The sequence below is a fragment of the Nocardiopsis exhalans genome (assembly GCF_024134545.1).
Lineage (GTDB): Bacteria > Actinomycetota > Actinomycetes > Streptosporangiales > Streptosporangiaceae > Nocardiopsis > Nocardiopsis exhalans.
In genome coordinates this window covers 65,700-90,897 of the sequence record NZ_CP099838.1, presented here as the reverse complement: position 1 = coordinate 90,897, position 25,198 = coordinate 65,700, and the positions used below count along the sequence as shown (strand labels likewise).

At 70.7% G+C, this 25,198-nt stretch carries 27 protein-coding genes; 14 read left to right on the top strand and 13 right to left on the bottom strand.

Annotated features, from left to right (window positions below; genetic code table 11):
• Nucleotides 1-79 precede the first annotated feature (79 nt).
• The 3 genes from NE857_RS34160 to NE857_RS34150 form a co-directional block, all read right to left on the bottom strand.
• On the bottom strand, nt 80-1,081 hold the full coding sequence (locus tag NE857_RS34160; RefSeq protein WP_254422233.1) for a tyrosine-type recombinase/integrase: 1,002 nt from the start codon (nt 1,079-1,081) through the stop codon (nt 80-82).
• Nucleotides 1,082-1,156: 75 nt separating this feature from the next.
• On the bottom strand, nt 1,157-1,525 hold the full coding sequence (locus NE857_RS34155; protein WP_254422232.1) for a hypothetical protein: 369 nt from the start codon (nt 1,523-1,525) through the stop codon (nt 1,157-1,159).
• Nucleotides 1,526-1,570: 45 nt separating this feature from the next.
• A complete protein-coding gene (locus NE857_RS34150; protein ID WP_254422231.1) occupies nt 1,571-1,975 on the bottom strand; it encodes a RapZ C-terminal domain-containing protein in 405 nt (134 codons plus the stop codon).
• A gap of 154 nt (nt 1,976-2,129) precedes the next feature.
• Between NE857_RS34150 and NE857_RS34145 the strand changes: the two genes are divergently transcribed.
• Nucleotides 2,130-2,489 carry a hypothetical protein gene (locus tag NE857_RS34145; protein ID WP_254422230.1) on the top strand — a complete coding sequence of 120 codons (360 nt, stop codon included), beginning with the start codon at nt 2,130-2,132 and terminating at the stop codon, nt 2,487-2,489.
• A 189-nt stretch (nt 2,490-2,678) separates the two neighbouring features.
• On the opposite strand, the gene NE857_RS34140 is transcribed toward NE857_RS34145, so the two are convergent.
• Nucleotides 2,679-3,344 carry a class I SAM-dependent methyltransferase gene (locus NE857_RS34140; protein WP_254422229.1) on the bottom strand — a complete coding sequence of 222 codons (666 nt, stop codon included), beginning with the start codon at nt 3,342-3,344 and terminating at the stop codon, nt 2,679-2,681.
• Between the two features lie 122 nt (nt 3,345-3,466).
• A complete protein-coding gene (locus tag NE857_RS34135; RefSeq protein ID WP_254422228.1) occupies nt 3,467-3,913 on the bottom strand; it encodes a glycine-rich domain-containing protein in 447 nt (148 codons plus the stop codon).
• Between the two features lie 177 nt (nt 3,914-4,090).
• Here NE857_RS34135 and NE857_RS34130 point away from each other — a divergent pair, with 177 nt between their 5' ends.
• Nucleotides 4,091-5,398 carry an XRE family transcriptional regulator gene (locus NE857_RS34130; protein ID WP_254422227.1) on the top strand — a complete coding sequence of 436 codons (1,308 nt, stop codon included), beginning with the start codon at nt 4,091-4,093 and terminating at the stop codon, nt 5,396-5,398.
• 252 nt (nt 5,399-5,650) lie between these two features.
• Here NE857_RS34130 and NE857_RS34125 read toward each other — a convergent pair whose 3' ends face one another.
• The 4 genes from NE857_RS34125 to NE857_RS34110 form a co-directional block, all read right to left on the bottom strand.
• Nucleotides 5,651-5,836 (bottom strand): hypothetical protein, encoded by a 186-nt coding sequence (locus NE857_RS34125; protein ID WP_254422226.1) that lies wholly within the window; start codon nt 5,834-5,836, stop codon nt 5,651-5,653.
• 624 nt (nt 5,837-6,460) lie between these two features.
• A complete protein-coding gene (locus NE857_RS34120) occupies nt 6,461-6,673 on the bottom strand; it encodes a hypothetical protein (protein ID WP_254422225.1) in 213 nt (70 codons plus the stop codon).
• A 95-nt stretch (nt 6,674-6,768) separates the two neighbouring features.
• Nucleotides 6,769-7,044 carry a hypothetical protein gene (locus tag NE857_RS34115; protein WP_254422224.1) on the bottom strand — a complete coding sequence of 92 codons (276 nt, stop codon included), beginning with the start codon at nt 7,042-7,044 and terminating at the stop codon, nt 6,769-6,771.
• A 617-nt stretch (nt 7,045-7,661) separates the two neighbouring features.
• Complete coding sequence (locus tag NE857_RS34110; protein ID WP_254422223.1) at nt 7,662-8,408, bottom strand: DUF2786 domain-containing protein; 747 nt, start codon at nt 8,406-8,408, stop codon at nt 7,662-7,664.
• A gap of 511 nt (nt 8,409-8,919) precedes the next feature.
• Here NE857_RS34110 and NE857_RS34105 point away from each other — a divergent pair.
• From NE857_RS34105 to NE857_RS34050, 12 genes are all read left to right on the top strand, one after another.
• The gene (locus tag NE857_RS34105) at nt 8,920-9,552 is read left to right on the top strand and encodes a hypothetical protein (protein ID WP_254422222.1); all 633 of its coding nucleotides are present in this window, start codon (nt 8,920-8,922) and stop codon (nt 9,550-9,552) included.
• Nucleotides 9,553-9,657: 105 nt separating this feature from the next.
• Nucleotides 9,658-10,488 (top strand): hypothetical protein, encoded by an 831-nt coding sequence (locus tag NE857_RS34100; protein ID WP_254422221.1) that lies wholly within the window; start codon nt 9,658-9,660, stop codon nt 10,486-10,488.
• A gap of 79 nt (nt 10,489-10,567) precedes the next feature.
• A complete protein-coding gene (locus NE857_RS34095; protein WP_254422220.1) occupies nt 10,568-11,308 on the top strand; it encodes a hypothetical protein in 741 nt (246 codons plus the stop codon).
• Nucleotides 11,309-11,378: 70 nt separating this feature from the next.
• Nucleotides 11,379-12,341, top strand: coding sequence for a hypothetical protein (locus NE857_RS34090; protein WP_254422219.1), 963 nt, complete (start codon nt 11,379-11,381; stop codon nt 12,339-12,341).
• A gap of 104 nt (nt 12,342-12,445) precedes the next feature.
• Nucleotides 12,446-13,162 carry a hypothetical protein gene (locus tag NE857_RS34085; protein WP_254422218.1) on the top strand — a complete coding sequence of 239 codons (717 nt, stop codon included), beginning with the start codon at nt 12,446-12,448 and terminating at the stop codon, nt 13,160-13,162.
• Nucleotides 13,163-13,377: 215 nt separating this feature from the next.
• Complete coding sequence (locus tag NE857_RS34080; protein WP_254422217.1) at nt 13,378-14,481, top strand: hypothetical protein; 1,104 nt, start codon at nt 13,378-13,380, stop codon at nt 14,479-14,481.
• A 367-nt stretch (nt 14,482-14,848) separates the two neighbouring features.
• Nucleotides 14,849-15,769 carry a hypothetical protein gene (locus NE857_RS34075; RefSeq protein ID WP_254422216.1) on the top strand — a complete coding sequence of 307 codons (921 nt, stop codon included), beginning with the start codon at nt 14,849-14,851 and terminating at the stop codon, nt 15,767-15,769.
• Between the two features lie 262 nt (nt 15,770-16,031).
• Nucleotides 16,032-16,778, top strand: coding sequence for a hypothetical protein (locus NE857_RS34070; protein WP_254422215.1), 747 nt, complete (start codon nt 16,032-16,034; stop codon nt 16,776-16,778).
• Nucleotides 16,779-16,873: 95 nt separating this feature from the next.
• On the top strand, nt 16,874-17,599 hold the full coding sequence (locus NE857_RS34065) for a hypothetical protein (RefSeq protein ID WP_254422214.1): 726 nt from the start codon (nt 16,874-16,876) through the stop codon (nt 17,597-17,599).
• Between the two features lie 132 nt (nt 17,600-17,731).
• On the top strand, nt 17,732-18,655 hold the full coding sequence (locus NE857_RS34060) for a hypothetical protein (RefSeq protein WP_254422213.1): 924 nt from the start codon (nt 17,732-17,734) through the stop codon (nt 18,653-18,655).
• A gap of 334 nt (nt 18,656-18,989) precedes the next feature.
• Complete coding sequence (locus tag NE857_RS34055) at nt 18,990-19,355, top strand: helix-turn-helix domain-containing protein (RefSeq protein WP_254422212.1); 366 nt, start codon at nt 18,990-18,992, stop codon at nt 19,353-19,355.
• A gap of 193 nt (nt 19,356-19,548) precedes the next feature.
• Nucleotides 19,549-20,169, top strand: coding sequence for a hypothetical protein (locus NE857_RS34050; RefSeq protein WP_254422211.1), 621 nt, complete (start codon nt 19,549-19,551; stop codon nt 20,167-20,169).
• Nucleotides 20,170-20,428: 259 nt separating this feature from the next.
• On the opposite strand, the gene NE857_RS34045 is transcribed toward NE857_RS34050, so the two are convergent.
• The 4 genes from NE857_RS34045 to NE857_RS34030 form a co-directional block, all read right to left on the bottom strand.
• Nucleotides 20,429-21,247: a hypothetical protein gene (locus NE857_RS34045; RefSeq protein WP_254422210.1), complete on the bottom strand. Its 819-nt coding sequence runs from the start codon at nt 21,245-21,247 to the stop codon at nt 20,429-20,431.
• A gap of 122 nt (nt 21,248-21,369) precedes the next feature.
• Nucleotides 21,370-21,762, bottom strand: a complete 393-nt coding sequence (locus NE857_RS34040; protein ID WP_254422209.1) for a hypothetical protein — start codon at nt 21,760-21,762, stop codon at nt 21,370-21,372.
• A 39-nt stretch (nt 21,763-21,801) separates the two neighbouring features.
• Nucleotides 21,802-22,197 (bottom strand): hypothetical protein, encoded by a 396-nt coding sequence (locus NE857_RS34035; RefSeq protein WP_254422208.1) that lies wholly within the window; start codon nt 22,195-22,197, stop codon nt 21,802-21,804.
• Nucleotides 22,198-22,206: 9 nt separating this feature from the next.
• Nucleotides 22,207-25,071, bottom strand: coding sequence for a hypothetical protein (locus NE857_RS34030; RefSeq protein ID WP_254422207.1), 2,865 nt, complete (start codon nt 25,069-25,071; stop codon nt 22,207-22,209).
• Nucleotides 25,072-25,198: the final 127 nt, after the last annotated feature.

The window sequence follows — 25,198 nt, the reverse complement described above, 5'->3', positions numbered from 1 at the left end:
CGCGCGAACTCCGAGGGCTGCGTGTGATGCAATGTGCCGCGTGGGTGTGCTGCTCAGCGGGCACCTGGTGGACGTTTGGTCACTCGGAGCCGAGGATGTGGTTCGCCAACCGGTAGGTGGGGGACTGATCGAGGCGCCGGCCCCTTTTGATGTAGCCCTCCGTGGTGCGCGGGTCCTGGTGGTCCGCGCCTTGCTGGAGGTCGCGCAGCGAGATCCCGGCCTCCTCTCCCACGGTCAGGTACGTGGCCCGCAGCACGTGCGCGTGGACCCCGTCCGGATCGGCCAGGCCAGCGCGGCGCGCGCACCGCACCAGGAGTCTGTTCACCTGGTGGCGGTCGAGCCGCCCGCCGTCGGCCGCGAGGATGAGCGGTTCCCCGGGCAGGAACTCGCCCAGGGCCTGGCGCGCGTCCAGATGGGATTGCAGGTACACCAGGGTCACCGACGCGAGCGGCGCCGTTTTGCGGCGCCCGCCTTTGACCCGGTAGGCGATCGTGCGGTGCGCGCCCTGGACCCCCAGGTCGGACACGCACATCCCGGTCAGGGTCGAGACCCGGAAACCGCCCAGGCCGAGCACGGCCACCACCGCGGCGTCGCGCGAGCCCCATACCGGCGGTTCGTCCGCGGCCGCCGCCAGCAGGCGCGCATACTCCTGCGCAGTGAGCGCCCGCGTACTCGACCCGGCGTCGCGCCGGGGTCGGCGCACCAGGGCGACCGGGTTGGTCACGTCCACGCCCAGGGCGTGTTCGTCCACGTAGGCAGCCGCGTAGCTGTAGAACGCCGAGACGGCAGCCAGACGCCGGGCGAGCGTGGCCGGGGCGTCCCGGGATGCCTCCCGCACGCGCGCCCAGGCGTCCACGTGGGTGCGCCGGGCCGCCAGCACTTCCACACCCAGGCTGTCGAGGAACCCCCGCCACGTGTCGAAGTCCCGGGCGTACGCCTGCCGGGTGTGCTCGGAGGGCTGCGCGAGCAGCCACGCGGCGCGGACCTGGTCGACCAGGCCGGGGCCCTGTTCCGGCCTGGGGCCGGTGGTGATGTGCTCGGCGAGGGGCACCAGGGCGCCGGAAGTGTCGGACGAGGTCATGGGTCGAAGCCTACGCGGCCGCCGACCGGCCGGATCGGCACCGGTTGAAGATTTCCGACCGGAAATGAGGCGCGGTCAGGTCGAGCGGAGGCGCTCCAGGGTCTGGTGGTGGTCCTGTGCGATCTCCAGATCCGTACGCAGGTCGGCGGCCGACGAGGCGTCGTCCTCCGCGGCCAGGGCGCGGCCCAGGTCCGCCACCCGCCCGGCCCAGTACCGTCCGGCGGACTCCACCACCTCCCCCGGTACCCCCGCCGGGCCCACCGCGTCCAGCGTCGCCGCCGCGTCGTCCAGGAGCCGCCCGCGTTCGGCCGGGTCGGTCTCTCCCGCCGGGGCGAGCGCGGCCGCCAGTTCGGCCCCCTGTCGGGCGTGGTTGAGGTAGGAGTGCAGCGCGGCCGCCGCCTGGTCGTCCACCAGCGGCAGCACGGTGGTGCGAGGTTCAGTCATGGGGCCACGGTAGAGCGCCCACGCCCGCCGCGCAGCGGGTTCGCCTCAGCTGGCCAGGACCGGCCGGTGCAGGTCCCGATGGGCGACGTTGACCACCCACCCCGCTACCTGCGCGGCGACCGCCAGGTGTTCGGCCATGGCCACCGAACGATGCCGACCGCCCGTACACCCCCAGCCGATCACCGCCGGGCCGCCGCCGACCCGGCGCCGCAGCACGTTGAGGGCCGCCACCGTGGCCGCGGCCACCTCCAGCGCGCCGGGCGTGGTCACCACGTGCGCCGCGATCACCGGATCAAGGCCGGTTCGCTGGCGTTGGAGGTCATCGAGCGTGTGGGCCGGATCGACCAGGAGGGCGCGCAGGTCCCACACCAGCCACATCCCGGACGGGGGCGCACCGTGCGCGTAGCCGAAGGAGAGCATTCGGAGCCGAGGAAGAGGAGTTGAAGTCATGCCGCCAGCGTGGCGACCGGCGCCCCGGCCGGGCCAGGTGTTGCCCGTGCCCACCATGGCAGGCAACAGGCAACGCCCAGATTTCCGCCCGCAGGACCGGACCCGCTGCGATGATGGGCGGCGACCACGACCCCGACCCCGGGAGGAACCCCCCGTGTCCGGCCTCAGCAACGACCTGCGCAACCTCACCCCCGACCCCGACGACCAGCCGCTGAAAATCGAAGTGGACGAGGAGACCCGCACCGACAACCCCCAGGTCACGTTCCAGACGCTGGCCGAGGAGTTCGCCGAGCACTACCGCAAGATCCTCACCAAACTTCCTGCGGATCGCAGGGCCGTCCACGAGCAGGCGTGGGAGGAGATCCACCGCAGCACGCTGGTGTACTGGGAGCAGACCAAGCGCAACGGTCACGACCCCGCCACCTTGCACGGTTGGGAGACCGTGGCCGCCATGGTCGATGTCTCCCAGCACATGCTGAACATCGCCGAAGAGGCCGCCGAGCAGGACGAGTAGCGGAGACAACACCGCGGGCCGTCCTGGTGCACCAGGACGGCCCGCGGGTTCTGCTCACCTGGTTCCGGTGACCACCACTCCCCCGCCGCCGGGGCCCAGCGATCTCGGCGTTCGATGCCACCAGGAGCAGGGTCGAACCGAGCAGGGTCAGAGCCGCCGTCATCTATCGAGGATGGCGAACGACCCCTCTCACCCTGACCGGTGAGCGATGCCCATCACCGTACCCACGTGGTCGGCTTCGGGAGCTGGCTCTTCCCACACCTGTACCTGAGTGAACCCGTGCCTGGTCAAGATGTCCTCCCACACCCCGGTCTCATAGGCCCACCGGTACACCCACACCTGCCGTCCGGTGAACCCTGCCCCGTACATGCCCTGCACCCCGTAGGAGCCGGGGACCGCGGGCGCGCAGGAGAACACGAATCGGCCGCCGGGCTCCAAGCGCTCGTGTACCAGTGGGAACAGCACATCGGGGTCGGTGAACCAGGCCGCACCCCAGATCGAGTAGATCGCCTCCCAACGCTGGGCCGCGCCGGTCAAGAACTCCACCGCATCCGCGTGCACGAACTGGGCTCCCAGGGGCTCCCATCGCTGACGTGCCTGGTCGATCTGTACCGTCGACAGATCCACCCCGGTGGCCTTCGCTCCCTGGTGCGCCAGTGCCGCGACCGCGTTGCCCCGACCGCACCCCAACTCCAGTGCCGAGTCGGCCGCGTCCAGCAGTTCCACGCCGGGCCCGTGGTGGGGGTACTGCGTCCACCCGAAGGCGTCGGCGAGCGCCTCGGCGTCTTGTTGCGGGGCCACGCCTTGGGCGTACCGGTCCCAGTAGGTGGGGATGTCCGTGGCGGTGTTGACCATGATCGGGGCCCTTGTGATGTGGGAGACAGGACCCGTCTCACGGTAGCGATGCGCCTGCGCGCACGTCAGGCGAACACGCAACCGGGGCCGGTACCTTGCGGGTACCGGCCCCGTGGCCTGGGTCAGTGGCAGTTGCTGCCCGGAGCGCAGGGCGTGCACCGCAGTGCGTCGCGCTCCCACAGCGGCCGGTCGATGACGAACCCGTTGGCCTGGATGAGGTCGGCGGTGCGCGTCACCGATCCGTCGTACTTGAACTCGATCTCGGGCACGTGCTCGAGGAACTTGCCGTCGAAGTGGGTGGCGCAGAACTGCCGGTAGTGCACCGTGTCCAGGATGAAGGCGTGCACCGCCATGTCCACCAGGGGGCCGCACCCGATCTCCAGGCCCTGCCCCCACGTCTCCATCGCGGTGATCAGGTAGGCGATGGCCTGGCCGAAGCACCGCTCCGCCATGACGGTGTCCCAGGGGTGGTCTCGCACGAGGAGGGCGATCTGGCGGTCCCACACCTGGGGATCCACGAACTGTCGGGGGTCACGGGTGGTGGTGGGGGTCTCAAGAGTTGCCGTCATCAGCCTGGTCTCCTTCCCCCCTGCGGGCGGGGTCCCGCTGGGGTGTGCTTCCAGGAGACGCTGCCACGGGTGAGCGCTTCAATGCCGACCGGGGAAGGACACATTGACTCTTCAGGCAATGTTGCGCACCCGCCTGCCCGGGTACATTTCCAGGCCCGACCCCCTGGGAGTAGGGACGTGAAGGTTAGCCGAGTCAGTCGAGCCACCCGCGCCCAGTTCGCCCGCCAAGCCGCCCAGATCCGCGCCGACCACCAACGCCTCGGCGCCCCCGTCCCCGCTATCTACGACCAGATCACCCGCGACCTGCCCATCACCCCCCTGGAGGCCTGGCGGTTCGCCTACGGGTGGTCGCGCCGCCATGTGGTCGAGGCCGTGGTGCAGGTGTATCGATCCGACGGGCTGGCCGAGCCAGGGCTGAGCACAGCGATGCTGTGCCGGTGGGAACACGGCCAGACCCGTCCTGGCCTGGACTACCTCCACGCCCTGGCCCGGGTGTACGGCACCGACCCGACACGGCTGGGTGTTCCCCTGCCCAGAACCGGGCCCGGTTGGTACGGTCAGCGGATACCGCAGCCGCGACAGGAGCCCCCGATGCGCCCCGAGTACCCCGAGCTGACCGCCGTCGCCGACAGCATCAGCCTGCACGGCACGGACGCGGGGGCCGACCTCGCCGAGCAAGCGCTCGGATTCTACGAGACCCGCTACAGCGACTTCCCACCACGTGTGATGGCCGCGGAGGTGGCGCGCTGTCGCAGCCTGCTGATGTCTCAGCCCGGCACCGACCACCGCAGGGTCCTGGGCTGGTTCTCGGCCCTGCTGGGCAATCTGGCCCACCACACCGGCGACGGTGCGAGCGCGCTCATCCACCTGGGCACCGCCGCACGCCTCGCAGACCAGACCGGGGACACGCGTTTGTCCGGGTGGGCGCTGGGCGCTCAGTCCATGGTGACCCTGGCCCAAGGGCGCCCGGCCGAGGCCCTCGAACTCGCCGACCACGCAGCCCAGTACGCCACCACCCCCCTGCGCCGCGCCCAGATCACGGCCTGGTGCCGGCTGCGCCCCCTCGCCGTGCTCGCAGACACCCGCGCTCTGACCGAGAGTGTGCTCCGCGCGCGCCGGGACATGGACGCCTGCGACGACGAGCCGGGCCGGTTCGGGTTCGACCGGGCCGAGTTCGAGTTGCACGTGGCCGAGGCCCTACTCGAGCATGACCCTGGCGCAGCCATGGGACACGCCCACGCCTCGGCCGGGCACAAACGGGTGGGCTCACCCGGATGGGCGGCGGCCATGGCGGTGCACGCACGGGCCGAGGCCGCCCAGCACCGCGCCCAGGACGCGGTGGGACGAGCCGAGAGGCTGCTGGAGGCGGTCCCGGTCGAGGCGTTGCGTGCGAACACCGTGGTGCGCCTGCGATCCCTGGTGGAGGACCTCTCCGAGCAGTCGGTGGCGCGCAGTCTGCGCGAGCGCGTCCACGCACTCGGGTAGATCACAGCCGGACAGCTCAAGGCCCTTACAACTCACGTCGAGGACGGCCGCGAAGTGCGGGCGGGCCCCGAGAGGCCCACAGGTGGGCTTGAGCGCCAAAACGTCCTCCAGGAGAGTGCCGGGGTTGCCCGCCTGGCCGTGGAGTACGGCCAGGCGGAGGGCATCCAGCGCGCAGGGAGGTTCGCCCTCACCCAGGGCGCCGACGTGCAGCGGGTGGCCCACCGCGGCGGCCACAGCCCGGTCCGGGAAACGTCAGCGCCCCGCCCCGCCCGGCCCGGTTCCCATCAGCAGGACGAGCACACCCACCGTGGCGCCCGCCGCCGCGCCGGCGGTCAGCAGCCCCGAGGGCCAGGACGCGCCATCGGCCACCCGCAGACCGGCCGCGATCGCACCGGCCACGAGGGCGGTCAGCAGGATCAGCCCAAGTCGTACATCCATCACGTCATGTCCTCCAAGGAAGCGGCCGGGCCACCTGGTGTGGCCCACGTAGGCCGCCAGCTGATCCGGCCCCGTCGCTCGCCCCGTGGGGACACCTGTGAACGTACAGCGCTCACCCGAGGCACGCAGCCGACCAGATTCCTACTCTCTGTAGCCAAAACCGAAGAGGGCGGCTCTTTGGAAAGGGGCATGGGTTATGAAATAGGCACAAAACACGCGCAGTGTGGGTGAGGGAGGAGCGGGATCTGGGACTCTCCGCGGCGCGCGGCGCCGGGCGCGGCGCCGCGCGCCGCCGAACCGCAGGGAGTACTACTCACAGTGACCAAATGCGGGAGTGGGTGGTCCTCACCCCTGGCCCGGGATCAGCTTCCTGCCTCATTCGGGCGGTCCGGCTCTGGGCCAGGGGGAGAGAACGCTTCCTCACTCTGCCTGGGTGGTGCCGCTGTTCAGGGCCCTGGACGGAAGCCTTCCGCGCGTACCGGCCGGCCACGGACGGGCTGGACCTCGCGCAGTACTCCGCCCTCGTACTCCAGGGTGGCCCGCAGCTCATGCACGGTCTCGGTGACCAGGGGGCGTCAGGCGGAGTCGCCCCAACCGCGTGAGTTGGGGCGGCCCCGGCTGTGGTCAGCCCGCGATCTGCGCGAGTACGGCCAGCGCGATCATGAGCAAGACGAAACCGGCGATGAACTCGCCGAACCCGGTCGAACTTGAGCCGGAGGTGCGGCTGGCGGAGGAGGGAGTGCCCGTGCCGGGGCGGGCACGGTAGTGGCCGCGGACGTAGGTGCCATCAGCGCGGTAGTAGGGGCGCACGCGCTTGCGGGGGGTGTGGCTGGACATGGCGAGTTCTCCTGATTCTGTGTGTGGACATGCCGCGGCGGGGGCCGCCCCGTCTGAGGGGCGGCCCCCGCCGTCATCGGGAAAGAGCGGATGCGTCAGGGGGTGCTACGGCGACGCAACAGCGTCTGGAGCAGCTCCATGCGGTGCGCGGACTGCGAAGGCCAGCAGGCGTGCAGAGCCGCCAGGGCGAGTGCGCCGATCAGGCCCACCAGGGCCAGCCCCACGACCGCGGCCCACACCCAGCCGGGTGCGGGAGGGGCTCCAGCGAGCAGGGCCCGGCCGGCGGCCAGCAGAGCGCTCAGGCCCCCGGCACCCAGGGCCAGGGAACGCAGTCGGACCAGCCAGCGGCGAGCGGTGGAGGGTTCAGACACGTCGGTGAGTCCTTTCATGGCATGACGAACAGGGCGCGGCCGGGCGGGGCCGCCCCCTGGGCGGATACGTCGAAGGCCGATCCGTGGTGGATCGGCCTTCGGTTGGTGGTGTGCGCGTGCTGTGGTGGCCGGCGTCGGCCAGCGGTTGGCGGGGGTCCTTCCTGTGGAGGGGTTGGGTACGCCAACGGCCCCGGTGTAGGGGCCGGGGCCGTTACGGATACTGGTCGGGCGAAACGCTCTGACCAGCTAAAACGCTGTGGTAGTGGCTGTGGACATAGAAATGCCCGGGAAAGTTCAAGCTACGATTTACCTTAGCTGACCTGGTCAGTGGTGTTAAGGACCCCTCGGCTTTCCTTGAGTGATTTAAGTCTCATCTGCTGGCGGGGTGGTGAGGCGCGGGTGTCGGCCCGGGCGGGGTTCCGGCGCCTGCCTGGCCCGCCCGGCGCACATCCGGTCGGCGCCGGGTTCCCGGCCGGAACAGGGGGTCCCGGGGGCGTGAGCCCCCGGGTACTACCAGACGCTCGGGCTGCCCGCCTCAAGGTCCTTCCACCCCACGCTTGGCCCAGGGGCGGAGGCACGGGAAGGTGGGGCGCCCGCGTGGGCGCCCCACCGATCACTCAGCTTCGGCCATCGAGAGCGCCGCGCGAGGTCTGATCCAGGGAGGTGTCCTCACCCAGCGAGGCCTCCATGCCGGAACGGTGACCCGCCAAAATTCCGGCCTTGCTCTGGTACCGAGACCGGCGTGCCTTGCCCACCCTGGGGAACTGGGCGTCCACCAGGCGCTGTACCCGATCGGTGCGTTCGGCCAGAACCAGGCTCACACCGCCCCCCGAGGTGTTCTCGGCCTGGTGGACTTCGGTGTTGTGCAGCTGGTGGAAGCGCTTGGCGACGGTGTGGCCCCACGAGGCGAGGAAGCCGCCCTTGAAGCTGCGGGGCGTCTCGCCTGCGGGAATCGGTGTCGCAGCCAGGTCCGCCTGCATTTGCAGCAGGAGCCGGGAGAACAGCAGCTGTACCAAGGCGATGTCGTTGGGGAATCCGTACAGCGCGACGGTGTAGGTCGTGGTGGTCTTGCCGTTGTCCCTGGCCCGCGTGGTGTTGCGGATGGCCCTGCCGCCCAGAGTGGTCATCAGCGATCCCAGCAGCCTGATTTTGGGCAGCGGGTAGGGGCCGTGGATCGGCACATCGACCCTTACCGGCTCGGAGCTTTCAGGCGCGGCCTGTTCGATCTCGGCTTCGTTGATGTTGTGCTGAGCCATCAGGCGATAGGCCTTGTCCCAGGCCTGTTCGGCTTCTGCCGGGGTTGAGGCCCTTTCGGCCAAGGTGATGATCTTGCGTACGCGGGCGATGATCGGCTCAGTTGCCATCGGATTCTCTCTCCGGAAGACGGATGTATCGGCGTTGACGGGAGAAGGCCAATTCTCCGCGTCAACACTCCTTATACTAACACACGCCTGCCGTCGGTGGTGCACCACTAGCCCATGGGTGAATCTTCGTCGCCACATGACCCCCTTGGCCCCATCCGGTAGCCCCCCTGCCTGACTCTTTGGGGGTTGAAGCAGGCAACGCGACAGGTCAAGGGCTGCCGAGATCTTCGCACGCAGACGCGCCGGTGAAGTGCGGGGTGAGCGCCGCAGGCGCGACCAAGGGCGGGCCACATGGGCCCCGCGGGGCACTGCCGGCCATTCGACCTCGGAGGCGTGACTCCCCTGGGTCACCTTTGCGAACCGGGCACCCCGAAACGGTTCCGAACTCATCTCGCGTGATGCGGCACGAGCCAACTAAATGTGTGTTAGTATAAGGAGTGTTGACGCGGAGAATTGGCCTTCTCCCGTCAACGCCGATACATCCGTCTTCCGATTGATGGGAGTGCGCCCTATGGCGCGTGTCCAGATGACCCCTGCGCAGCTCAAGCGCCTGTTGCAGGAACAGCTGTGCTCACTGACGACCCCCCAGGCGTGGGAACGCCTGGTCTCCGACGCCGACCACCTCGGCCGCTACACCGCCCGTAACCGGGTCCTGGCTCTGGCGCAGTACCCCGAGGCGACCAGCCTGGCCGGAAGCGGCACCTGGTCCCGCTACGGCCGCACCATCGTGGGAGGCCAGCGCGGACTAGGTCTGCTGGCCGTCACCCGCGCCTCTGGCGGCGGGAACACCTGGGGAGCTCCGGGCAGCGCCGACGTGCTCGCCCCCGACCTGCGGCCGCCCCACGAACAGCAGACCCCGGAGCCGGAGGAGCCCCAGCAGGAGTGGGAGCGCTACCGGGGCGAGACCGGCGCGACCGTGGTCAAGGTCTGGGACGTCGGCCAGACCGCCAAGGTCACCGCGTGCGCGGCCTGCGCACGCCCCGCCCAGGTCCTGTGCGAGGCCGGATGCCGGGGCATCCCCGAAGCGCCCACACAGCCGGTGCCCCCGGCCGAGTGGTGGCGCCTGGTCGAGGAGCTGCCCGAGGGGTTCGACCCCCACCCGATCTGGGACGCACTCGAACAGGTCGTCTTCCTGCCGCACTGACGGCCTTCGCCCCGGGGCGCGTGAGCACCAAGCCCGCGCCCCGGGGTGCACCCCCGGACACCGGCTGTGTCCCCGCACGGCCCCCAATGACCACTTGGAGTAACCATGTCTGATGCTGATGTCGTCCAGTTGCCCGAGCCCGCCGCTCACCTAAGCGCCCGCGTGCACACGAACTGGAAGCGCGGATACACCGCTTACCAGGTCGAGGGTGTCGGCACCTTCACCTTGGTTCCGGTGCTGGAATGCCCGGAGTGGTGGAGCGACCCGCACGGCCGGGTAGTGCCCTGCAACCACGTGCACGTGCACATGGGCACCGGAGGCCCCCACACCCGCCCCGAGAACCGCACGGACGTCCCCCACATCCAGGGGAACGAGTTCGGCGGCCCGGTGACCGCCTTCACCAACGGTGACCCGTCCCCCTTCGTCAGCGGCAGCGCCTTCTTCTACTGGTCGCGTGCACCGCAGCAGGCCCGCGACATTCTCACCGCCGTGGCCACGCACTGGGGCCAGCGCCCCGACATCGACCACGTCAAAGCGGCCTACGCCCGTACCCAGGCCCCTCGGCTGGCACGCCGGGCCACCAAGCGCGCGGATGAGGCCCGGCGCCGGTTCGAGCAGGCCGGGCGGGATTTGGTTCTGGCGCTGGCCAACGAGCAGCACCAGTACCGCATCCAGGAGACCGAAGATGCCGAGCAGGCGGCGACGCTGATCGGCCCCGGCGCCCCGGTGTGGGGCGAGTACAGCGTCTACGCCAACCGGAACATGGACAGCGATCGGCTGTTGGTTGGCGCGGTGGTGGATGCCGCCGGAAACGTGGTGGACGACGGCGCGAATTCGGGCCCGTGGCAGCCGGTGGCCCCGGTGGTGGAGGCCACGAGCCCCAGGGAGGCCGTGGCCGAGGTGGTGCGCCAGATCGAGGAGGGCGAGCAGGACTAGTCCGCCCAGCACTCCCAGGGCAGGGGCGCCCGCGCGGGCGCCCCTGCCCCTCACCCCCAGCACACACCAGGAGGAACACGTGGACCAGGCGAAGGTACGCCGCAAGATCGACGCCCTGTTGGAGGTCGTACGCCACCCCAAGACCGATCCCACATTGGCCCAGACGTATCTGGCCAAAGTGGCCGAGCTGCGCACCCGCTACCACCTCGCCGACGACCAGGCCCAGGGGCGCACCACCCGCACGCCGGGCACCGATGACACCGGCGTTCGTTGGTGGGAGACCCACATCCCCGACACCGGCGGGCGCGGCGCAGCGTGCGCGGCGGCGCTGGCTTACGTCATCGACGCCTGCGGGGGCATGTCGGTGCGCGGCAAGGCCAAGAGCGCGGGCGGCTACCGCTTCACCGTGGTGGCCACCGAGGCCGCCATGGAACTGATTCAGCAACTGGTGCCGGTGGTGCTGGAGCAGATGCACCAGCGCTCTGTAGCCGAGTGCCGCCGCTGGCGCGCCGAGCATCTGGGCGGCGCCAGCGACAGCCAGGCCAAGACGTGGCGCGAGGACTACGTGCGCGCCTTCGGCTTCGGTCTGGCCGAACGTATCCGCGCCGGGAACCGGCGGATCACCGACGAGGGCGAGACCGGCCGGGCGGCCGGGGTGGTGTTGGCCGCCGACCGCAAGAAGGTCCAGCGCGCCTACGCCCGCAAGTTCGGTCCCCGGGTGCGCACGGTGCGCGGACAGGGCGTGCGCCACCAGCAGGCGGCCGAGGCCGGGCGGCGTCACGGGCGCGCCGCCGACCCCCAGGCCGGGCACGAGGCCTGAGCAGCGCGTGGCTTGTGTATCGGTGTGGGGCCCGGCCGGGCCCCACACCCCCACCAGGAAGGACAAAGCAGTGCAGGACTACGACGAGATGCCGAGTGGCCACCTGGCCAGCGCGGTCAACGCCTACAACGCCCCCCAGATCCCCGAGCAGACACCGCCCCTGCCCGCCCCCGAGGGAGCCGGAGCGGGCCGGGCCGAGGTGCTGGTGCCCGGCAAGACCTACCAGGCCACCTACACCACCGACTGGAACCAGGGCGCGCGCACGACCTACCAGGTCCAAGGGGTGGGGGCGTTCGAACTGTGCGCGAACCTGATGTGCCACCTGTGCGGGCACGACGAATGGGGCCGCCCCCGGCCGTGCCGTCACGTGCAGGTCACCTATGGGCGCGGGCCCCGCTACACGCCCCAGGATCAGCGCCAGGACCTGCCGGTGATCAACCGCGTCACCCTGGTCGGGGCCTGCTCGCTGGACCCGCACCGCGCAGTTCCGAAGTACTTCCCGGCCCGCCGGCCCCGAGGCCCCTACCAAACCGAGGAGGCGCCGGACAAGACCGCCGCCAAGCTCGCCGTGCTGGTGCACGCTCTGGTCCAGCACTGGGACCGGCTGCCCGAGGCGCCCCAGCTGCGCGCGGGGGCTGTCCGCGCGTTGGCCGCGCGCCGCTACCGGGAGGCTGTGGCCGAACAGCAGACCATCCGTGAGCGCATCGCCCGGGAGCGGATCCTGTTGGAGCGGGCCGAGGCCGCAGCCAGCCACCAAGCGGACCTGGCCACGGCGTCCAGCTATGACCAGGTGGTCGAGCTGATGCACCGCCCGCCCGCGCCCCGGCGCGAGTACAGCGTCTTCGCCGTGTGCGACGGCTCGCCCGGTGATGAGCCGACCGTGGTCATGATGACGCGGGCGCTGGTGATGAGCGAGTACGACGACGAGGAGGGGCACGGGGCGGTGGTGTGTACCGACGTCGTGAGCGCTTCCAGCCCGCAGGAGGCCGCACAGATCTTCACCGAGGACCACCACAAGCGCCACGGCATCTAACTCAGCCGAACAATTGTGTGTTATTATATGGAGTGTTGACGCGGAGAATTGGCCTTCTCCCATCAACGCCGATACATCCGTCTCCGAACAGGGAGTACTCCCACATGATGCTGACGCAGACCACGACCCAATGGCTCCACAGCCTGGGTCTTGACCACGCCCAAGTGCGCGACGCCGTGCGCGCCCTGTCCCCCGAGGACCTGGCCACGGTGGTCCAAGCGGCCCGCTCACCCTTCCTGGGCGAGCTGGTCCACACCGACCAGGGAGGATGGCCCACCACTCCCCTCCCCATCAGCAAGTCCCTCGCCCAGTCCAAGTGCGTGTTCGCACTGACGATGAACACGGGCACCTACCCGCGTAAGCACCACTGGCTCACTCACCTGGGATGGATGGTGGCCCTACAGGTCCAGCCCGGCGGCGGCGACTGGTCCATGCCGCCAGACGCCGTGGACCTGCACGAGGCCCTGAACCGACACCAGGAACAGCTCACAGCCGAGATGCGCCGCCAGCCCACGTCCACACTCGGCGTGATGCTCTACCGCACCATCCACCAGCTCACCCTGTCCACGACGGGTGAGGACCCCGAGTACTGGCTGTTCACCCGCGTGTGCCAGTCGGTGCTGTGCGGTCTGATCGCTGACCGCGCCCAGGGCTCCCCCCTGGCCGAAGGCGGCTACGACGACGCCGCCGCCGCGATGCTGCGCCAGGCCATCATCACCGGCGAGGACGACGACGCCGCGTTCGATCTCGCTGACCGCGCCCAGATGCCCGAGGCCTACGAGGCCCGCCGCCGGTCTATCCACGACAGCGCACCGTTCTAGCCCACCTCCCAGGCCGCCCAGGCCCGCCGGTCGGTCCCGCACAAGCGGGGCCGACCGGCCCTCGGCCTTGTCTGAGACCACCACCCACTGGGCCCAGGACCTGAAGCTCATCTGTGACTACTGGCAGATGAGTCCCACCGCTCTGCTGCGACTCCGCACCGGGCCGCCCTGCTGCTTCGCAGGGCGGCCCCATCCCGACCCAGGACGAGGACACCATGAACAGCTCAGCCGCCAACCTGCACCAGACACTCACCGCCGCACTCACACGCCACGGCCTCGCCCCGCGAAGCATTGACCTGACACGGACCCCGTGCATCCAGGTCAAGGCCTGTGACGGCTCCGCCGTAGTGGTCAGCAACCCCTACGGCGGCCAGCTCGACATCGCGCTCACCGAGTACCAGGGCGTGGCCGCCTACCGCTACCCCCTGCGCTACGATCCGGCCCACCCGCCGAGCGACTTCAACGCCGACCCCGACCACCTGACCCAGGTCTATGAGACGCCCACGCCCTGTGAGGGCCTGGTCCACCAGGCCCGAGCCGATATCGATCGGCTCGCCCGCATCCTGGCCGCCGAGGTCACTCGGCCGTTGCCGGACGCTGAGATCAGCGACCTGCTCCTGCACGCCCTGGCCAAGGAAGGCCTGCCCGGGGCAGTCGAGAGCCGGGGAGGGTGCGCTGACGGCATCGTGGTCGACCTCGCAGACGGCACGCACGTGATGATCGCGGACTCCCAGGATTCCCAGATCACCTACCCGGTGACCGCCAAGGCCGGGCTGTTGGTCAAGCGCTACGCCAACCACGACCCCTCACAGGAGCGAGTGGTCTATGAGTCCCGCAGCGACGACAACATCCAGGAGGTACAGGCGGCGGTCCACGCGATCCGCGAGGAGTCCCGCCTGCCCCTGACGGAGACCGTCACAGCAGCGCCGGTCACCGGCGCCACCGGCCTGGTCCGCCAGTTCGAGGAGTTGGAGCACGAGCGGGTAGGTGCCGTGCTGTTGAAGGTGCTGCGTGACAAGGGCTTTGACTGCTCCCTGCGCGCTCTGGGCTCAGGAGGTGAGGGTGTGAGCATCAACCTGGGGGATGGCACGCGCCTGGTGATCACTGACTCCACCGGAAACGGTCTGGGACGAACGGTCCGTGGCCACAGCGGACTGTCGGTGGTGCGGGTGTGCGATCGAACGCTCCGCCAGTGCGACGTGTACAACTCCGACGATCATCCCCTGGGCGAGCAGGATGAGACGTTCAGTGCCGTCGTGGACATCCTGGCCGCGGTCGCAGTGATCAACACCCAAGCTGATCGACCCGCGCGGTTCTGACTCGCACCGGCTCCGCGGGCCAGGCCCCCGGGGGCCTGGCCCGCGTGCTCCCAGCCGGAACCGGCCGCCCCCCAGAGGATGCCTGCGGCACCGAACTGGAGGCCTGACACGGTGCGGAGCCGGTACCGGTCGGTGGATTCCTGCCAGTCCCCGCAGATGCTGCACAATGCCGCCCAGGGCGCTCGCTGACCTGGGTCGGGGTACAAAAAGAGACCGGCCCGGACACCCTTGCGGGTCCCGCCGAAACGGGTTGGCCTATCCGGGCCGGTCTTGATACATCCGTTTCCGGCCGGCGGGGCCACGCGAGGGGGCCGCACCACCGCAAACTGATGGACACATAGTAACCGCGGCGAGGAGAACGCACACCATGGACCGCAACGAACCCGCGCCGGCCGCCGCCGGCGCCGCGGAGCTGCTCACGCTGGCCGAGTGGGCCCAGCGGTGCGGTTACAGCCAGAAATACGCTTGGGAACTCGCAGCGCAGGAAGGCTTCCCCGGCCCTGAGCCCGGCCAGTACCGGATGGTTCCCAAGAGACGGCGGGCCACGCCCCTGCCCGCGGGGGTGGACCCCCTGCGGGCGGTCACCCTGGAGGAGTTCGCCCGCCTGATCGGAGTCGCACACGAGTCCGTCCTGAGCGTGGTGAGGGCTCACACCGAACCGTTGCCCCCCACCGTAGAGCGCACTGCGTGGCTCTCCGAAGGACACCGCACCGTGCGCGCTCTGCTGGACTGGTGGGACGCTCGCCCGGCGACTACGACGCGGATGCGGTTGTATGCCCCCGACAAGCTGGCCCCTTTCGAGCCCCAGGGGCACGCGCCTTTGCCCTCACCGCAGGAGCTGGGGGTGGATCCGGCCGAGGAGGTCACGCTGGGCCGCTTCGCGGCCATCATCGGCGAAGACCGCGGGAACGTGGGCCAGTACCGGCGCCTGCACCCCGAGCAGATGCCCCGCACTGCTGACGGCCGGCGCGTGCAGGACCTGGCCAAGGGAGAGTCGGCCACGTTCGTCTTCTCCGATCTGCACCGGTGGTGGCCTTCTCGGCCGGGCAGCCGTGTGGGCCACCGCATCAGCCAGCACCAGGGGGTGACGCTGACCGGTTTCGCCAAGGTGATGGGAGTGGATCCGGCCAAGGTGCGTCAGCGCCGCCAACGTGAGCCAGCGCAGATGCCGCTCACCGTCGATGGTCGGCGCGTGCAGGACCTGGCCGAGGGCGAGCGCCCTCGTTTTGACCTCGAGGCTCTGCGCCGGTGGTGGCAGGACCTGCCCGAGCAAGAGGCGCGACAGTAGCGATCGCCCGGCCCGTTGGTCGGCCTGGTCGTCCAGGTTGGCCAACGTCAGCGCCGAGCAGGGGCGCGGTGCAGCCGCGGTCCCGCACTGGGGCCCGCCGTTGGTGAAAGGACCCAGTCGGTGGCCGGTGGTGCGCAGGGGGGAGATCAGGAACGGGCGTGTCCCCCACACCACAATGTGTGTTATTATAAGGAGTGTTGAAGTGGAGAATTGGCCTTCTCGCTTCACCGTCGATACATCCGTCTCCGAAGAGAAGAGCAACATGTCCTACGACGTCCCCGCTGACGCCATCAACCTCATGGCGCTGAACGACCTCGAATACCCCCCCAGAGACGCCCTCACGCTCACAGGGCTGCGCTCGGCCACCGCACACGTCATCGACGCGGCCGCCCGCCATATGGGCACCACCCGCATCGCCGCTCACGCGAAGCTGTGGCCCCAGGCGCGCAAGCTCGCATCGAAGCGGACCATGCCCGCCCAGGGCGACCTGATCAGGCTCGCGCAGTTCACGGACTGCTGCATCGAGCAGAGCCTGGACGACCAGCGGAGTGTTCGGCGCCTGCTGAGCGACCTCTCCCACTCCCCGAGCGAGGCCCACCCCGACCGCGCACCCCACGAGCTCGTGCGCCTCCTGGCTGGTGCCCTGACGTGGCTACCCCTCCTGGACAAGTCCACTGACGCGTTCGCCCTTGAAGGGCTGCCTGTGGGGCTACTGCTGTTGGACGCACTCGCCGAGCACGGAGTGACCGACACCGGTATCGACAACGCTGGCGGACGCGCGCCCGAGCACATCGCAGTGGGCCCCGAAGGGGTGATCCGTATCAGCGCCGCCGAAGACGAGAATGTCAGCCGCCTCCCCGCCGCCACCTGGGGCCTACAGGTGGAGTTCATCGACGACACCGGCGGCTGCACCACCCCCCACGACAGCACCGGCACCCCGGTGACCCCCGCGCTCATCGGTGAAGTGGCCGACCTCGTGGCCAAGCTCGCACGCGACCTGCGCATCTGATGTCCCAGCGGGGCCGCCCAGCCAGGGCGGCCCCACCGGACCCCCGCCACACCAGAGCCCGCACGACCTATGCACAACCCAAGGAACGCACCCCCATGAACCACGGCAACCTCCGATACGGCCCGCTCGATGCAGTGGCCGACCGGATCGGCCACGACGGACGCCTGCCCGAGGACACCGACACCACGGACCTGGTCAACGCCGTCCTGGCCCGCTCCACACCCGCCGGGGTCTACCTCACCCCGGGCGCACGTTGGCTCCTGCCTGAAGACCACCCTGTCCGTCAGGTCATGTACCGGCCGGACTGGGACTGGGGCAGGGACGCCTACCCCTCACCCGAGGCCTGCGCGCCCACGCCTCAGAGCCTGCGCACCTGCCCCGTGTACTGGATCAACGGCCCCGGCCGCGCCCTGGCCGCACGCACCCTGTGCGGCCACGAGGGCGGATATCGGCTCAAGGACTCCTGCCTTGCCTGCGAAGAAGCCAACGAGGCCCCCGAGGGCGCCGACCCCGACGCCACCACCGGGCCGCTGGTGCTGTCCGCGCTGGTCCACCTGGACGCCCAGGTCTCCAGCGAAGGTGACTGCGCCATGGTGGACCTGGGGCAGGTGCGGATCGAGATCACCGACACGCTCGGTGCGCGGATCGACTACCCAGCCATCCAGCACCGGGGGTTGTGCGCCCAGATCGTGCAACAGGACAACCCCGACCGGTATTACATGATCTACGCCTCCGCCGACCGCAACGCGCGCCGAGATGTAGACCACCTGGCCCATGCCGTAACCGCCGAGGCCAACAGATACCGACTCGCTCGGCGTTGAGGTCCGCCCATCGGCGTTGGCTTGCTGCCATGCCGGTGGGCGGACTCCCCAGTGGGCCACGCGCAAGCCCTTCTGCGCGAGGCCTGTGATCTGCGACAATGCGGGGCCATCCTCCCCGAACGGAGACCGCCTGTGAGTACGCCAACCCCTGACGCCTCCACCCCCGACGGGCGGTTCCTGACCGCCTACGGCAGCTGGCAGCACGCCCGCATGACCGCCGGGATGGCCATGCTCACCTCCCCACCAGCCCAGAAACTGGCCCTGGCCGCGAACATGATCCAGTGGACCGTCGAGCTTGACCAGGCCTGGGAACAGCTGGAAGGCCCCACCTACACCCACGCCCGGGACTCCCACCCGGCCCGCGGGGTGCTCTCGGCGCTGCGCGTGGTCCGCGAGCGGGTGGGCGTGCTCGCCGCCGTGGAACTGACCGAGGACGGACCGATGTGGCAAAGCGCCACCGCTCTGGGGTTGGGGACCGTAGACGGCGAGGTCTACGACCAACACCTGGGCGGGCGCGGCCTGTTCGACCTCGAGGAGACCGTGCTGGACCTGCTGCTCAACAGCGAAGCGCTCGCCAGCGGACGCGGCCGCCAGGCCCTCGAGCAGGCCGCGTCCCCACGGTGGGAAGTGGGCGAGGAGGCCCCACACGAAGAGCCGGAGATGGATGAGCACACACGTGAGACCTTGGCCGCGGCTATGGAGGAGATCAACATGTTCTCCACTCACACGCCCGAGGAGATCGAGGCCTACCACGCCCAGCGCGGGGGCCACTTCCTGACGCTGGTGGTCGGCGACAAGGATGAGGACTTCGGGCCTGGCCAGGTCGAGGACCCCTTGGGGGCCTGGCACGCGATCATGCGTCAGGTCAACTCGCGCAGCCCCGCAGCCTTGACCATGGGCGGGACCAATCCCACGTATCTGTTCAAGGGCGAGTACGCCAAGCACACCGTGCACGAATTGGCGCAGGTCGCCCGGATCCTCAACCCCGGCCACTGGGAAATCGTGGAAGGCTACCGCCCCGCCTCCCCGCCGGAGACGGAGCAGGGCGGGCAGTAGTCTCTCTCATTCCGCCCCGGTAGGGCTGCCGGTCGGTGCCCACACCCTCGTGTGGGCGGCCCGCACCGGCCAAGTCCAGCGCACTCGCGGCGCCGGGCGGACATGGTCCCCGGTTCTGTCGTTGCGGTGAGCTATCGTGTGGGTTCCACGGTCAGCCCTGGCTGGCCGTCCACGTTGAAGGAAATACTCTCGGCCGACACGTTCTTGTCGCGCACGACTCTCCACAGCCCTTTGTGGGCTGTCTCCGTTGATCACCGGTGCCCGTTTTTCGATGGGTGCCCACGGCCGCCTGGCCGTCCACGTTGATGCCCAACACCAGGCACAGGAGACAGCAGTGAGCACGCCCGAGAGCGATTCTCAGGCCATGGCCGACCTGTACGAGCGTGGCTACACCAGCTACGAGATCGGCGCCGCGTTCGGCTTGGATTCCTCCACGGTCCGCGACCGCCTGCGCGAGATGGGGGTGGAGATCCGGCGTACCGGGACCCGGCTGCGCAGCGACGTGTCCACCGAGGAGATCGTGCACCTGGTGGACCAGGTGGGGCTGTCCTATCAGCGGGCCGGGCAGCTCGTGGGGATGTCCCGCACCGGGGCGCGGGCGCGGTACCTGCGCCACCACTACGGGTACGGGTGGCGGTGGTCGCCGCCGCACATCCAGGGGACGCTCCCCAACACCGGCGGGCGCAGGATCAGCGGCTAGGAACCGGTCGCACTCGCTCGCCGCGGCGGGCGGCATCACCGACCCACCTCCGCGCGGTCTGGGACAACCGTGGTGGCAAGAGCTGGCCGCGCCCCCACGGGGGACTGTCGGTGCTGGCGCGTAGGGTCGTGGTCTCCACAGCCCTGTGGCTGTCCACGTTGAACCGCTGGAACCGCCCCGGCAGCCTTCGAACATGGGAGCAGGCATGGACTTCGTGGACGACCCCCAGGCGTGGGTGGAGCAGGTGCGGCCAACGCTGCCCACTCACGTCAACATCGAGGCCCTCACCGCCACCAGCGCCTACATGGCGCTGCCGCTGGCCGTGGTGGTGCTGTGGACAGACCGCCCCTACGGTGAGTGCCCCCGCTGTCGGCAGCCGGTGGCGCGCACCGGGCCCTGCCCGCTGTACCTGGACGGGGGCAACCCCAACAACCCCCTAAAATCGGTGGACCTCGCCCACAGGTGCGGTGCGTGGCTGGACACCCCCGAGGAGGCCATCGACGCCGAGGACCTCACCCCCGCGCGCGTGCGCCGGGCAGCCCAGGGCCTCGCGCACATCTGGCAGGAACAGGTGCAGGAGCGCCGCCAGCGGCGCCGGGCGCGACTGCGCACGGAGATCGCCGAGCTGGCCACGACGCACCCCCGGTGGGACGACGAGAGCGTCCAGGACTACCGGGAGCGCTTGGCCGGGCCGGGGTGCACCGAGCCCGGCCCCTACTGGGATCGCGAACAGCACAGGTGGGCGGCCTGGGACTACGATCCCGCCGACGACACCGAGGTCCTAGTCGAGTATCAAGAACCCGAAACAGGTTGAGGGCCAGGTCCGCCTACCTCGCGCCCCGGCTGCGCGAGTGACGCACGGTGTAACACCGCGGGCCGTCCTGGTGCACCAGGACGGCCCGCGGGTGGAGTGGACGCTCTGCGTCCCCAGCCCCGAAGGGCCTGCCGCTCCAACGGCGGATGTTGCTCGCAGAGATGGGCGCCCCACACCCTTTGGGCATTAGCCGTCAGGTCTCTGCGCTCCGACTCCTACCAGCGTGGACCACCTTTGACCGGGTTCGCGGAAAACCCGTTCACACGGGCCCGGCCGCTCCCCCGCGACGATTCGGCCTCACGGGGAGGGCTAGCAGGATCGTGGGGGTCATCAACCACACCCCCCACGACTGGCCGCCGCTGAGCACGCCCCCGCCCGCCATGGCACAGACCAGGACGAGCATCTGCCACCGGAGCGCGTGGCCGAGCAGCTGCCCCAGCTCGGCGCGCACATCCACCCGCGCGCTCCGCAGCAGTAGGACCCAGCGCAGGGCGGCGGCCACCGCCCAGGCCGCACCCACCAGCAGGATCCACGGCGCACCAACGACCCACCAGTGCCCCATTCCCGCTGCGATAGCCAGGATCGGGCCCTGGCCCCACCACAGGGAGCGGCGGCTGGTCGGGGTGCCCATCTCCAGGGCCACCCAGGCATCGAGGCTGTTGCCCAGAGGGTGCGGCCAGCGGTGCATGCACTCGCATTCCAGCGTGATGGCGCCGCGGTCCCGCTCGGCGGTGATTCCCTTCCGGCCCTGGCACGCCGGGCAGGCGATGGTGCGCCAACGTGGCCACCGACCCTCGTGTACGCGCACGGGGTTGCCCACTTCGGTTCGCCACGGGCCCCGGGCCGTGGGCGGGGCCCCGTCGTGGGAGAGCCGCCGCAGCGCGAGGGGAGAGATCCTCGGTTCGGTCCACTCATGCCTCCGCCGACAGCTGATGGTGTGGTCCTGTTCGTGCCCCACCTGCCACCGTAGGAGTAGGCCCTCGGCGTCACCGCAGGTGGGGCAGGCGACCAGAGTTGTTTCCTCCCCTTGCTGTAGTTCGAAGCGATCGGGGAGGCGGACTGAGTGCGGCAGGTCCATCCCTACCGTTCCCATCCTCGGTTGAGGGCGGCGCTTATGTGACTGGGGGTGTCCTCTGTGCTCATGTCGTCCATTCTCTCTGTCCACGAGCGGGTGAGGTCGGTGAAGCCGGAACCAGTTACTTACCCCTCCCCGCGGTCGTGTTCGGCCAGGAACGCCTCAGCGGCCCGCTCCACCTCTTCGGCGTCCTCGCGGGCCCGGCGCGCACCGTCCCGGATCGCCCGCGCCACGTGCACGGCGGCCTGGTCCGGGGACAGCTCGGACAGGTCGATGCCCTCAGGCAGTACCGACGACGCTGGGAAGGTGCCGGAGGAGGCGGTGTAGTAGACGGCCGCCGGATTCTCGGGCTGGCCGACATCGAGGCCAGTGGCGTTGGCGATGTAGGAGCGCACCGCGGCGTCGGCGGTTTCGGCCGGGGTGCCCCGGTCGGCCAGAGGCGAGGCGGAACTGCCGATGTAGAGCCCGTGCTCGGCGGCCTCGCGCACGAGTCCGTTCAACCGGTTTCCGGTGATCATCAGGTGTCTCCTTCTTCGTTGGTGGTCAGGTAGAAAAGGTCATCGCGGCACGGAGGGTTCGCCTGCCATCTGGCTCGGCCACAGCCCGACGGCATCGGGCAGGTCCACGACGGCCTTGGCCACGAGCACGCAGCCGATGACCACCACACCGCCCGCACCGCCGGCGCCCAGGATCAGCAGGACGCCGAAGACGATTGAGGCGAGCCACCCCAGGCCGGCCAGCCGGGGACGACGCGAGGGGCGCCGGTCCTTGTGCACGGCCGCCACGACATCACCCGCCACCGACAGCGCGGCCAGGCCCCACACCCACACGTCGGCGCGGCCGGGGTCGGTGACCACCAGCCAGATCAGACCCAGGGTCGCTACCAGGCTGGCCCCGAGGGCCATCACGGCCAGGGCAGCACTCCACAGTTCCCACAGCGCATCGCGCAGCATCCGGTGTCCTTACTGGTGGTCGTAGGCGTCGATGAGAGCGCGCAGGGCGGCGGCCGCGTCGGGGCGGTGTTTGCCGAACGGGGCGCGGGTCGGCTTCAGCTTGACCACGTCCTCCAGGGCGTCGCCGATGCGGGGCCGGTCCCCGTTGTCCACGACCTTCACCAGGCGGTACGTGGCCGCGTAGGCGCGCTGGTCCTTGGCCAGGTCGGACAGGTCCTGGACCCCTGCGCGGCCGCCGACCGCGTCGAGGAACGCGGCCAGCGCGGCCGCCAGGTCCGGGTGGTCGGGCAGGACATGGGCGGCCTTGTCCGGCCAGGGGGAGGCCGCCTGCGCCACCGGGGCGGCGGGATTCTCGGCGTGGGCCGGGCGCGCCCGGCGCCAGCTGTAGGCCAGGTCCTCCCACCGGCTGCTGAGTTCGGGGGCGAGCCCGGCGCCGGTGTTCGCGGCCTGTTCCAACTCGGCCACGGCCTCCAGCGCGGCCGGGAGCCGGTCGGCGTCGCCGCCCTCTACCGCCGCGGTGAGCTGTTCCAGGGCCGGGCCCGCCTGCCAGGCGGGGGCGCCGGGTGCCCAGGAGGCCACTAGCGTCCGGCGCCCGTCGTTGACCAGGGCGTCGATGTCCTGGGCCAGGTGGGTGGGCAGCTCGGCCGCGTCCAGCACGTGGGCTGAGGAGGGCAGCCACTCCAGGTGCGGGGCGTGTTCTGTGATGGCCAGGGCCAGCGGGGCCCACTCGTGCAGGCCGATCAGGTTCAGGCGCGGCAGCAGGTAGAGCAGGGTCCGGACCCGGGCCGGGTTCTGGGAGAGCAGCGTGGGTTGCAGGGCCTCCATCAGCTGCCGGGTCTGGGGGTTGACCTCGCGGTGGCAGACCAGGGTGGCCTCGCCGATGAGCTGGGTCAGGGGGTCGGCCAGCGCGTCGGCCACCGCCGGGGCCAGTCCGGCCCGCTCCAGGGGGCGGGCGTAGCCGGGGCGCCGGGCCGGTTCGGGTTCGGGCTCAGGGACCGTGGTCGGGGGGTGGCCGTCCAGGGCCAGCAGTACCCCGCCCAAGGGCTCGCCCACCCCGGACAGGTTGGAGGCGTCGAACAGGTCCACGCCGCCCTTGGGCAGGTGGTGGACCGCGGCCGCCAGGGCGTGCGCGTCCCGCTCGCGCAGGGCCCGGTCCAGCTCGGCCAGGCGTTCCAGGACCGGGAAGCGGTCCGGCCCGGACCGGTGCAGGTGTGGGGCGGCGGCCCCGTGCAGCTGTTCCAGGGGCCCGGCCACGGCCTGCGGCAAACCTGCGTCCGCGACCAGGGCGGCGAACGCGCCCGTGGTCTCGGTCAACTGTGCCAGGTGGTGTTCGTCGCGGGCCCGGGCGGCGCCGAGCAGGTGCGGGGCCGCGTCTGCGGCTGAGATGCTGGCGGGGGTGGGTTGGGGCCCGTACCGGCCTCGGCGCACCCGCTCCCACAGCCGCGCGCCGTCGGCCCCCAGCGCCCAGGTGCGTGCTTGGTCCTCCAGCGTGGCCACGGCCGCCATCGGCTTATCGAGCAGGGCGGGGGCGCCGGTGTCGATGGCCTGGGCCAACTCGCGCAGGACCCGCCCGGCCGGATTGTCCTCGCCCCTCACCCGGTCGGTGATGAGCAGGCCCAGGTTCAGCAGGTCGTCCAGGTCCTGCTGCGCGGCGTTGGTGTCCAGGGCCCGTTCCTCGCGGGGTTGCGGCGCCTCGGTCAGGTGGCGGGTGCTCTGGGGCGGAGGGCTGGCGGGGGCTTGGTCGGGCAGGGCGGCGCGCATCAGGGACACCAGGCGAGCGCGGATGGGGGGTTCGTCGTCGGCGTGCAGGGCCAATGCCTCGCGGGCCGCGCCGGCGTCGGGGTGGGAGCGGGGGCGTGCGTCCAGGGCTTGGAGTGCGTCGGCCAGGGTGTGGTCACGGTCCAGCCAGTGGGGCACCACGTGGGCTACGGCCTCATCCAGGCCGGTGCCGTCACAGGTGGCGGCGAGCAGCACCGAGCCCAGGCGGCGGGCGGCCACGGGGAGTTCACCGGGGAGTGCGCCCTCGGAGGCGGGGCCGGACCCTTCCCGTAGCCAGGTCCGGGCCAGATCGCGCAGGTCCTCCAGGGTGGGCGCCTCGGTGGTGGGGGTGCCGTGGGCCTCCAGGGCCGGGGCCGCCGGGGCCGTGGTCTGTACCGCCCACGGGCTGTCCTGGACCGCTTCGCGGATGATGTCGAGCAGGTCGGCGCGGGTGCCGGGGCGCTCACGGGTGAACTCGGTCAGGGCCTTGTGCGCCCCGTCGTTCTTGGGGTGGCGGGCGGCGGCCGCCGCGGCCCCGGACAGGGTGGGGTCGGTCAGCCAGTGGCCGACCAGCTCCGGCGCTTGGTCCAGGGTGGCGGTGAGCAGCACGGCGCCCAGCAGGCGGGTGGCGGCGTGGCGGGTGAACCCCTCGGGAGGGTCGGCGATGGCGGCGATGAGGCCATTGGCGTGGGCCATGTGCGCGCCCAGGGTGGGCGCCAGCGGCGCGGTGTAGTCGGGGTGACGGGCACAGGCGCGGTCGAAACGGTCGCGCGCCCCGTCCGCGGTCAGCCCCAGCGCCTTGCCGATGCGCGGCCAGGACACGTTGCGCCCGCGCGCGGCGCCCAGGACCATCAGCGCGGCGCGGTCCAGGGCGGCCTCGGCGGGGACGATGGCGCGCAGCAGTCGGGACAGGTCGGTATCGGTCATGTCATCGGGGGCGCGGCCGCTACCGGCGGCCAGGTGTTCGGCGGCCGCCAGGAGTTGGCGGGCGGACTCCGGCGAGGGCGGGCGGGCCGGGGGTTTGCCTGCGGGGTTCTGGCCGGTGCTCTTCTCAGGTCCAGGAGAACCGGGGGGAGTCTCAACAGTGTCGACACAGATGGTCCGCTTCGTGTTCATGGGGGCGAAGCTACACCCCGAACAGCACATGCCGCAGGGTTTCCCGGTTTCTTCTCTCCTGCCTCTTGCCCCGGAGTCCTCTATCTGGAGTAGTGCACCGTCTCACAGGTGACGGGGGAAGTGCCGG

Excerpts from the sequence above, each read along its gene's own strand:
- NE857_RS34050 (WP_254422211.1), top strand. The coding sequence starts at position 19,549 with ATGGGAGCAGGCATGGACTTCGTGGACGACCCCCAGGCGTGGGTGGAG.
- NE857_RS34155 (WP_254422232.1), bottom strand. The coding sequence starts at position 1,525 with ATGACTGAACCTCGCACCACCGTGCTGCCGCTGGTGGACGACCAGGCG.
- NE857_RS34100 (WP_254422221.1), top strand. The coding sequence starts at position 9,658 with ATGTCTGATGCTGATGTCGTCCAGTTGCCCGAGCCCGCCGCTCACCTA.
- NE857_RS34030 (WP_254422207.1), bottom strand. The coding sequence starts at position 25,071 with ATGAACACGAAGCGGACCATCTGTGTCGACACTGTTGAGACTCCCCCC.
- NE857_RS34085 (WP_254422218.1), top strand. The coding sequence starts at position 12,446 with ATGATGCTGACGCAGACCACGACCCAATGGCTCCACAGCCTGGGTCTT.
- NE857_RS34160 (WP_254422233.1), bottom strand. The coding sequence starts at position 1,081 with ATGACCTCGTCCGACACTTCCGGCGCCCTGGTGCCCCTCGCCGAGCAC.
- NE857_RS34040 (WP_254422209.1), bottom strand. The coding sequence starts at position 21,762 with ATGATCACCGGAAACCGGTTGAACGGACTCGTGCGCGAGGCCGCCGAG.
- NE857_RS34150 (WP_254422231.1), bottom strand. The coding sequence starts at position 1,975 with ATGACTTCAACTCCTCTTCCTCGGCTCCGAATGCTCTCCTTCGGCTAC.
- NE857_RS34120 (WP_254422225.1), bottom strand. The coding sequence starts at position 6,673 with ATGTCCAGCCACACCCCCCGCAAGCGCGTGCGCCCCTACTACCGCGCT.
- NE857_RS34035 (WP_254422208.1), bottom strand. The coding sequence starts at position 22,197 with ATGCTGCGCGATGCGCTGTGGGAACTGTGGAGTGCTGCCCTGGCCGTG.
- NE857_RS34075 (WP_254422216.1), top strand. The coding sequence starts at position 14,849 with ATGGACCGCAACGAACCCGCGCCGGCCGCCGCCGGCGCCGCGGAGCTG.
- NE857_RS34110 (WP_254422223.1), bottom strand. The coding sequence starts at position 8,408 with ATGGCAACTGAGCCGATCATCGCCCGCGTACGCAAGATCATCACCTTG.
- NE857_RS34105 (WP_254422222.1), top strand. The coding sequence starts at position 8,920 with ATGGCGCGTGTCCAGATGACCCCTGCGCAGCTCAAGCGCCTGTTGCAG.
- NE857_RS34135 (WP_254422228.1), bottom strand. The coding sequence starts at position 3,913 with ATGACGGCAACTCTTGAGACCCCCACCACCACCCGTGACCCCCGACAG.
- NE857_RS34065 (WP_254422214.1), top strand. The coding sequence starts at position 16,874 with ATGAACCACGGCAACCTCCGATACGGCCCGCTCGATGCAGTGGCCGAC.
- NE857_RS34070 (WP_254422215.1), top strand. The coding sequence starts at position 16,032 with ATGTCCTACGACGTCCCCGCTGACGCCATCAACCTCATGGCGCTGAAC.
- NE857_RS34140 (WP_254422229.1), bottom strand. The coding sequence starts at position 3,344 with ATGGTCAACACCGCCACGGACATCCCCACCTACTGGGACCGGTACGCC.
- NE857_RS34045 (WP_254422210.1), bottom strand. The coding sequence starts at position 21,247 with ATGGACCTGCCGCACTCAGTCCGCCTCCCCGATCGCTTCGAACTACAG.
- NE857_RS34125 (WP_254422226.1), bottom strand. The coding sequence starts at position 5,836 with ATGGATGTACGACTTGGGCTGATCCTGCTGACCGCCCTCGTGGCCGGT.
- NE857_RS34080 (WP_254422217.1), top strand. The coding sequence starts at position 13,378 with ATGAACAGCTCAGCCGCCAACCTGCACCAGACACTCACCGCCGCACTC.